Origin of the sequence: Nocardia sp. NRRL S-836 (assembly GCF_001279525.1) — a bacterium.
Taxonomy (GTDB): domain Bacteria; phylum Actinomycetota; class Actinomycetes; order Mycobacteriales; family Pseudonocardiaceae; genus Lentzea.
This window is the reverse complement of sequence record NZ_LGDY01000125.1, coordinates 258860-266964: the sequence shown is the minus strand read 5'-3', so window position 1 is coordinate 266964 and position 8105 is coordinate 258860. Positions and strand designations below refer to the sequence as shown.

Genomic DNA, 8105 nt, shown 5'->3' with positions numbered 1-8105 from the left:
GATGGTACTGCACTGGTTACGGTGTGGGAGAGTAGGTCGCCGCCGAACTTAATTTAGCCCTGCGGGTTGAGCGCCATGAGCGCTCCCCGCAGGGCTTTTCACGTTCTCGACAAGCCAGCCGCTCGGCAGGAGAGCCAGCGTCGGTGCGAGTGGGCGCGCGGGCGGAGACGTTGCGGCTGCTCGGCAAGGCGCTCAGCGGCCTGGAGCTGCTGCGGCCGCACCCCGGCCTGCCGAAGAGGCTCTCGGTGCTGCAGAAGACGGCCAGGGGACGCCTGCGAGGCCGTGTCGCAGCACTACTCCCACTCGTGACTACGCTGACGTGGCGCCGTTGAAAGGGGGCTGCTCCGGCGGTGCGGCGACGGCGTTGGAGGCCACGGTCGCCATCACGAGGCTTGCCCAGCGGTTTTTCACCCGAACGAGCCCGTACCATGGAATTAATACAAGCCATAACTTTCTGGCGTGACTGCATTTACTTCTACCGCGTACAGCAGGGATCTTGGCGACGAGTTGCGCCGGCTACGGGAGACCGGCACGGGCATGAGCGGGGCCGCGCTCGCGATGCGGCTGGGGTGGGACCCGAGCAAGGTGTCCAACCTCGAACACGGCAAGGTGCGGGCCACCGAGATGGACCTGGTGCAGCTGTTCACCATGTGCGGCAAGGACATCCAGACCATCGACGAGTTCCGGAGCCGCTACCAGTACGCCTTCGACGAGTACCTCGTGCACGGGCCGGACGACGTGCGCACGGTGGCGATAGCCGAGTCCACCGCCACGTCGATCACGTGCTACTCGGCGACGAAGGTGCCCGGCCTCGTGCAGACCGAGGAATACGCCGACGCGCTGCACCGGCTCGGCGGATTCTCGACCAAAGAGCGAATTGCCGAGGCTGTGCGGCGCCGGATGGACCGGCAAACCGTTCTCCGCCGGCCCGACCGGCCGAAGTGCCTGTTCTACGTCCACGAGTTCGCGTTGCAGCAACGGGTCGGCGGCAAACGGGTCATGGAGGACCAGTGCGCCCGGCTGCTGTCCGAGGAGCACATGATCAGGGTCGTGCCCGCGCGCGTCGTGGTGCCGTCGAACGGCTGCCTGCTCTGGGAGTACGAGAAGGCGATGCCGGTCGCCTTCAGCGAGAACGAGATCGCGCAGGTGTTCGTGCAGGACCCCGCCGTCATAGCGCGGGTCAGGTTGCTGTTCGACCGCCTGGCCGAGGTGGCGCTGGATGCGGAGCAGTCGCGGGTCAAGCTCGCTGACTACGCCGGCCGGGCGCGGAAGGGCAACGACGACCAGGGGCCGCACGCGGCGTGAGAGACGGCTGCGGGGGCACCGCCGGGTGTCCCCGCAGCCGGGTGCGGTCAGCGCCAGCCGTGGCGGTCGCGCAGGGCGTCGACGACCTGGCCGAAGGCGACCGGGGCGAGCACGGCGCCCTCGCGGCGGATGTCGTCGTCGGAATCGAGCGCGAAGACGCGGTCGAGCCGCAGGTAGGAGGGGCGGCCCTCGCGGTCCCAGGCGCCGGCGCCCAGCTCCAGGTAGTCGTCGCGCGGCTCCTTCGAGGAGAGCATCAGGGCGACCAGTTCGCCCTTCGCGCGGCCGACCACCAGCAGCGGGCGGTCCTTGCCGCGGGAGGCGTCCTCCTCGAAGGGCACCCAGGCCCAGACGATCTCACCGGGGTCTGCGTCGCCGTCAGCGGAGGGCTCGTACTCGAGCTTCGCGGCCTCGGCGGCGTCGTGGATCTCGCGGACCGCGCCCTTGGCCGGGCGGGGGTCCTCACCGTTCATCAGCACGGACGCACCCTAGTGGTGCAGAGCACGGCGGGCTCTATGGGACCATAAGGGGACACCCGTCCGATTTCCTGCTGAGGACCGCCTTGACCACGTTCGCCGACACGACGTTCACGCCGCCGGAGCTCATCCGGAACTTCTGCATCATCGCGCACATCGACCACGGCAAGTCCACGCTGGCCGACCGGATGCTGCAGCTCACCGGCGTCGTCGAGGCGCGGGCGATGCGCGCTCAGTACCTCGACCGCATGGATATCGAGCGTGAGCGCGGTATCACCATCAAGGCGCAGAACGTGCGCCTGCCGTGGCAGCTCGAAGGGCAGGACCACGTCCTGCACATGATCGACACGCCGGGCCACGTGGACTTCACCTACGAGGTGTCCCGCGCGCTGGAGGCCTGCGAGGGCGCCGTGCTGCTCGTCGACGCCGCGCAGGGCATCGAGGCGCAGACGCTGGCGAACCTGTACCTGGCGATGGAGAACGACCTCACCATCATCCCGGTGCTGAACAAGATCGACCTGCCGGCCGCCGACCCGGACAAGTACGCGAAGGAGATCGCGCACATCGTGGGCTGCGAGCCCGAAGAGGTGCTGCGCGTCTCCGCGAAGACCGGTCTCGGCGTCGAGGCGCTGCTCGACGAGGTCGTGCGGAAGGTCCCGTCCCCGGTCGGTGCGGCGGACTCCCCGGCCCGCGCGATGATCTTCGACTCGGTCTACGACACCTACCGCGGCGTCGTCACCTACATCCGCGTCGTCGACGGCAAGATCACGCCGCGCGAGCGCATCAAGATGATGTCGACCGGCGCCACCCACGAGATCCTCGAGGTCGGCATCGTCTCCCCGGAGCCGAAGCCGTCGCAGGGCCTCGGTGTCGGCGAGGTGGGCTACCTGATCACCGGCGTGAAGGACGTGCGCCAGTCGAAGGTCGGCGACACCGTCACGTCGGAGCGCAAGGGCGCCACGGAACCGCTGGCCGGCTACCGCGAGCCCCGCCCGATGGTCTACTCCGGCCTGTACCCGGTCGACGGCTCCGACTACCCGGAGCTGCGCGAGGCGCTGGACAAGCTCCAGCTCAACGACGCCGCGCTCACCTACGAGCCGGAGACCTCCGCGGCACTGGGCTTCGGCTTCCGCTGCGGCTTCCTCGGCCTGCTGCACCTGGAGATCACCCGCGACCGCCTCGAACGCGAGTACGGCCTCGACCTGATCTCCACCGCCCCGAACGTCGTGTACCGCGTCGTGATGGAGGACGGCACCGAGCACGTCGTGACGAACCCGTCCGACTGGCCGGAGGGCAAGCGCGCCGAGGTCTACGAGCCCGTCACCAAGTGCACCATCATCGCCCCGTCCGACTACATCGGCGCGATCATGGAGCTCTGCCAGTCCAAGCGCGGCCAGCTCGGCGGCATGGACTACCTGTCGGAGGACCGCGTCGAGCTGCGCTACACGATGCCGCTCGGCGAGATCATCTTCGACTTCTTCGACTCCCTGAAGTCCCGCACCCGCGGCTACGCCTCCCTCGACTACGAAGAGGCCGGCGAGCAGGACGCGGAGCTCGTCAAGGTCGACATCCTGCTGCAGGGCGAGACGGTCGACGCGTTCAGCGCGATCGTGCACAAGGACTACGCCTACGCGTACGGCACGCGCATGGCGACCCGTCTGCGTGAGCTCATCCCCAGGCAGCAGTTCGAGGTGCCGATCCAGGCCGCGATCGGTGCCCGCGTGATCGCCCGCGAGACGATCCGCGCCATCCGCAAGGACGTGCTGGCCAAGTGCTACGGCGGTGACATCACCCGTAAGCGCAAGCTGCTGGAGAAGCAGAAGGAAGGCAAGAAGCGGATGAAGATGGTCGGCCGCGTCGAGGTGCCGCAGGAGGCCTTCGTCGCCGCGCTGTCCACGGACGAGCCGAAGGGCAAGAAGTAGGCTTTCCGCTGAAAGAGCCGGACCTGCGGGTCCGGCTTTTTATTTGGTTGACCGGTGTCGTTGTCGTGGCTGATGCTGTGGGCAACGTCGAGCTGAGAGGGGACCGCCATGACTGACTTCTTCGATCTCCGGTCCGACGTGTTCGCCCTGGTGGCGGCCCACTGCTGACCTTTTTCCGGTCAGGTGGCCGTCCGTTCGGGTGATCCGATGCGGGCGGCCTTTTTCATTTGCTCACGTGGCCCAGCGGCTAGGCACCGCATTGTCGATGCGGCGATACGCGGGTTCGAGTCCCGTCGTGAGCGCGCGTTTTTCTACGCAGAAAAGGCTCTTCAGCTCAACTGGCAGAGCACCGGGGTGAAGATCCGGAGGACAGGGTTCGACTCCCTGGGGAGCCACGCACGAGCACGTACCGGACACCCCCGTCCGTTTGGCTAGGGTGGGTGGGGTGACCGCTGCTCCGTCCCACCCGCGCCGTTCCGACGCGCGCGACAACCGCGAACGCATCCTCGAAGCGGCTCGCGCGGTGTTCGCCACCGCCGGCCTGGACGTGCCGATGCGGGAGATCGCCCGGCGCGCCGAGGTGGGACCCGCCACCGTCTACCGGCACTTCCCGACGAAGGAGGTGCTGGTCACCGAGGCGTTCACCGACCAGATGCGCGCGTGCAAGTCCGTGGTGGACGAAGGCCTCGCCGACCCGGACGCGTGGCACGGCTTCTGCGTCGCCATCGAGAAGCTCTGCGACCTCTACGCACGCGACCACGGCCTCACCGCGGCGTTCATGTCCACCTTCCCGCACGCGATGGACTTCGCCGCGCTGCGCACCTCCGCGCTGACCGCCGCCGCCGAGCTCACCCGCCGCGCCAAGGTCAGCGGCCGCCTGCGGCCCGACGTCGTGCTGGACGACCTGATCCTCATGATCATGGCCAACAGCGGCATCCACGCCACCACCCCGGCGGCCCGCGTCGCGGCGTCCCGGCGCTTTGCCGCGCTCATGATCCAGGCGTTCGAGGCCTCGCCCACGTCGTCGCCACTGCCGCCGATGCCACGGCTGGCTCCCGCGTTGGTGACGGGACGAACCAAACCTGCGGGCGCGTAGGTCGCCGGGGTGCCGGAACGGCGTGGTGCGAGTCGAGCATCACCTGCCCCCACCGTGGAGCCGATCCAACTCGTCGGTGATAGCGGCGTAGACGTCCGGGTCCTCGTCGACGGCCCGGTCGACTACGTCGAGCCAGCTGCCGATGGTGAACGCCTTGGCGAGCCGTGCCCGGAACGGGAGGCCTGACGAACCCGCGAACAACGGCGGTGCTCCGAAGCGGACCATCGGAGCCTCCGCATCCCACAAGTCTGGATCGTAGCCACGTGCCAGCCGTTCTGCGAGTTCGGTCAGTGTGTTCAATCGGCGAGGCAGGTACACCGTCCGAGCGTGATCGCCGGCGCGTCGCGCTTCGGCGGACATCTGGTCCTGGACGGTGCGCAGCCTGTCGAGCAGGAGATCGGCTGTGGTCCGGTCGCCCAGGTCGGCTGCGGTTCGGAGTGCGGAGCGCAGGATCGTTGCTTGTTCGTCGAGGTTGGTCGATTTCGCCGCCAGAGCGATCACCTCGTCGAGCAGTGCCCGGTCGCGGTTGGCTTCCGCGATGAAGTCGAGGGCCGCCGCGCGTTGGCTGATGACTTCTGCTGCTCGTGCGAGTCGGACGGCCTCACCCTCCTCACCGCCGGCCAGCAGCATCCGGATCATCTCCATGCGCGGCCGACGTTGCTGTGACGGACGGGTGACCTGGGCCAGGGCGGCTTCGAAGCGGCGGGCGTCGCCAGTGGTCGCGATGGTCTCGGCGAGCCGTTCCCAGGCCGCCGAGCGGATCTCGGCGTCCTGGAGCGGGCGAACCTCCGCTTCGGCGCGATCGAAGTCTCTGAAGTCCGCCATAACGTCGATCCACCGCAGGAGTGCGCGCTCGTCCGCGTCCGATGACGTCGAGCGGGCCGCCTGCTCGATGGCCTCGAGGAGGCGCTCGGCCTGGTCGCGTTCGTCGCGGCGCAGGAGCGCGGTGGCCACTGACAGTGCTCCAGTGAAGTCCCCGGTGGGGAGCAGGTGCGTGAAAGCCGCATTCTCAGCCCGGTCACCATGTCCCGCGTCCGCGGCGGCCACCGCAGACGCCATGACGGCGTACCGGCGGAAGCCGTCTTTCGGCAGTCGGTCGAGAGTTGCCTCGACCTCGACTCGGAGGCGGTGAGCTCGGGCCGGCTCTCCACGCCTGCCTGCTGAAAGCGCAACGGCCGCGAGCCGGGCGCTTCGGTGCTTTGTCTGCGCGGCGGTCCGGGCGAACGCCTCCACGCCGTCAAGGTCGTCGATTTCTGCCATCATCTGCACGATGTTCAGCAACGCGTCTTCGCGATCCTCCACGCTGGCGCAGGTATTGGCGATCGCCCGCGCCAAATTGCAGAAACCGCCCTGGGTCAACATCTTCACCACGTCGGCCACATTTCTTCGTGACCGCAGTTCGAAGGCCACTTCGGGATCAATGGCGGTGGCGGCCAGTTCTGCCGCCCTCTGCTGGTGCCCCAAAGCCGCAGCGACGGTCGCCATCGTGGCGAAAACGATGGCGTCCGCTCGGTTGATGCGCCAGCCAGACGGCTTCGTCGGCGCGGGCTTGACCGCGAGCGCTTCCTCGGCGGCGTGGTACAGCTGTTCAGCCTGCCAGCGTTGCGCGGAGGACAACGCCGTGAGAGCTGCCGCAGCGCATACATGAGCTTTGCTGACGGCATGCCGGAGTTCGTCGATCACACGCCAGGTCCTGTTGTAATCCCCTGTCCGCGTTGCCGCTTTGGCCAGCTCAAGGTGCAGCCAACTGCCCAAGGTCTGGTTGAAGGCCGACGTTATGGCCCCGGCAGCGTCGAGCATCTGGGCTGCGCGCTCCGGATGACCCGCGTGGTGCAGTTCCTCCGCAGTGCCCATCAACGCACGGGCACGCGTGACAGGAGCGTTGATCAAGTTGATCAGCATCTGGGCGTGTTCGACCCGCCCGCATATGACCCACAACTCCGGGAGCGAGTCCGGGATCGAGTTTCCGCTTGCCTGCAGGCTGGTCCGGTGCACGGCGAGCCGGGCCAGTGCGGTGAGATCCGGCTCGTCATCGTCGAGGAAGACCGCTTGCGCGATCTCGATCTCGCCCAGAGAGGCGTCGTGGTGACCGAACACCGTGTACGCGGTCTGGTGCCGACGAGGGTCGGTGACGTGGTCGAGCAGACGGTCCCTGGCGCCGACCGCGGCCAGCACCGCGGCATGGCCTTGCAGCAGGTGGCGCGGTGTGCTCGGTGGCCATCCCCGCGCGCGGTAGGTGATGGCCCACCGGTCCAGCCGCTCGCGGTAGGAGCCCAGCCGGTGATCGAGCATTCGCACGACCTCAGCGTGCAGCTGGTCGTGGGCCAGGAGGTGGACAGGGGGATTCCCGGGACGGCGGGCGAAGCTGCGTCCTGCGGTGGTGCGCAGGTCTTCCTCGATCTGCCACGGCGAGGCGCCGGTCAGTTCGGCGAGGTCTGCCGTGGAGAGGCCGCCGCCTGCCGCGGTGACGAAACCGAGCAGGTCCTGCTGGACTTCGTTGCCGTGCAGCAGTCGTTTGAGATCCCTGATCATCACGTCGCGCACGGCTCTTGCCTCCGGCGAGGGGGACAGTGGGACAACGCGTGCGGTGGTGCACAGGGGGTGATCCGCCGACACGTCCGCGGGCAGTGCCGGAGTGGGGCGTCCGGCGACGACAACGCGGACACCATGGCGTGGAAGCAGCGCGGCGATGCTGTGGGCGTCGGCTGATCCGTCGAGGCCCCGGTCCTCGTCCAGACCGTCGACCACCAGGACGAGGTGCTCACCTCGCGCGCGGATTTGGTTTGTCACGTCCGCGAGCAGGTGCAGCAGGTACGGCTCTCGGGTGGCGTCGGTGAGGTCGGTGCGGGGAGGAAGCTGTGCGAGGTCGTGCAGTTGGTCGAGAACGTTGTCCACGAAACCGCGCCGGTCGTTCTGGCCCGGCAACCGGGAGGTGACGAAGAACGACACCACCCGCACGCCGGCAGGCGGGTGCAGGACGAACCACGACAACAACGCGGACTTGCCCGACCAGGCCTCCGCTCGCCACCACAGGTAGTCCTCGGCGGTCGCCTCGGAGGAGCAGAATTCCGCCAGGACGGCCAACTCGCCGTCCCTGCCGCTGATGTGGTCAGGTGCGAGTGCACGCACCTGGGCGGAGTAGGCGGAACGGACCGGCCGCGCGGCGTCCACCCGGACGTCTCCCAGCACCACGCCGGCCTGCACCAGGTGCCCGTCGACCCGGCCGGACACCTCGTTGGTCCACGGCATGCGGACGATGATCCCGCCATCCACGGGCCCGTGACAGAGACGTAAGGGTGAGTCTCGAAC

Annotated in this window: 6 protein-coding genes, 2 tRNA genes and 1 pseudogene; 7 read left to right on the top strand and 2 right to left on the bottom strand. The window is 68.3% G+C overall.

Going from position 1 to position 8105, the window contains the following annotated elements:
* Window positions 1-143: 143 nt before the first annotated feature.
* The 3 genes and pseudogenes from ADL03_RS34865 (at window position 144) to ADL03_RS34860 (ending at window position 1305) form a co-directional block, all read left to right on the top strand.
* Complete coding sequence (locus ADL03_RS34865) at window positions 144-332, top strand: hypothetical protein (RefSeq protein WP_157529574.1); 189 nt, start codon at window positions 144-146, stop codon at window positions 330-332.
* Window positions 305-397: pseudogene (locus tag ADL03_RS49960) on the top strand (transglutaminase family protein); the annotation flags it as partial. The gene ADL03_RS34865 and the pseudogene ADL03_RS49960, both read left to right, overlap by 28 nt.
* Before the next feature lie 62 nt (window positions 398-459).
* Entirely contained in the window at window positions 460-1305 is an 846-nt protein-coding gene (locus ADL03_RS34860; protein WP_197288905.1) for a helix-turn-helix transcriptional regulator, read from the top strand.
* 47 nt (window positions 1306-1352) lie between these two features.
* Here ADL03_RS34860 and ADL03_RS34855 read toward each other — a convergent pair whose 3' ends face one another.
* Complete coding sequence (locus ADL03_RS34855) at window positions 1353-1775, bottom strand: type II toxin-antitoxin system PemK/MazF family toxin (RefSeq protein WP_053737874.1); 423 nt, start codon at window positions 1773-1775, stop codon at window positions 1353-1355.
* An 89-nt stretch (window positions 1776-1864) separates the two neighbouring features.
* Here ADL03_RS34855 and lepA point away from each other — a divergent pair, with 89 nt between their 5' ends.
* From lepA to ADL03_RS34835, 4 genes are all read left to right on the top strand, one after another.
* A complete protein-coding gene (lepA, locus tag ADL03_RS34850; protein WP_053737844.1) occupies window positions 1865-3700 on the top strand; it encodes a translation elongation factor 4 in 1836 nt (611 codons plus the stop codon).
* 229 nt (window positions 3701-3929) lie between these two features.
* A tRNA-Asp gene (locus ADL03_RS34845) sits at window positions 3930-4002 on the top strand.
* A 21-nt stretch (window positions 4003-4023) separates the two neighbouring features.
* Window positions 4024-4095 (top strand) — tRNA-Phe (locus tag ADL03_RS34840).
* Between the two features lie 50 nt (window positions 4096-4145).
* The gene (locus ADL03_RS34835; RefSeq protein ID WP_053737873.1) at window positions 4146-4796 is read left to right on the top strand and encodes a TetR/AcrR family transcriptional regulator; all 651 of its coding nucleotides are present in this window, start codon (window positions 4146-4148) and stop codon (window positions 4794-4796) included.
* Between the two features lie 39 nt (window positions 4797-4835).
* Here ADL03_RS34835 and ADL03_RS34830 read toward each other — a convergent pair whose 3' ends face one another.
* Window positions 4836-8045, bottom strand: coding sequence for a hypothetical protein (locus ADL03_RS34830; RefSeq protein WP_157529573.1), 3210 nt, complete (start codon window positions 8043-8045; stop codon window positions 4836-4838).
* Window positions 8046-8105: the final 60 nt, after the last annotated feature.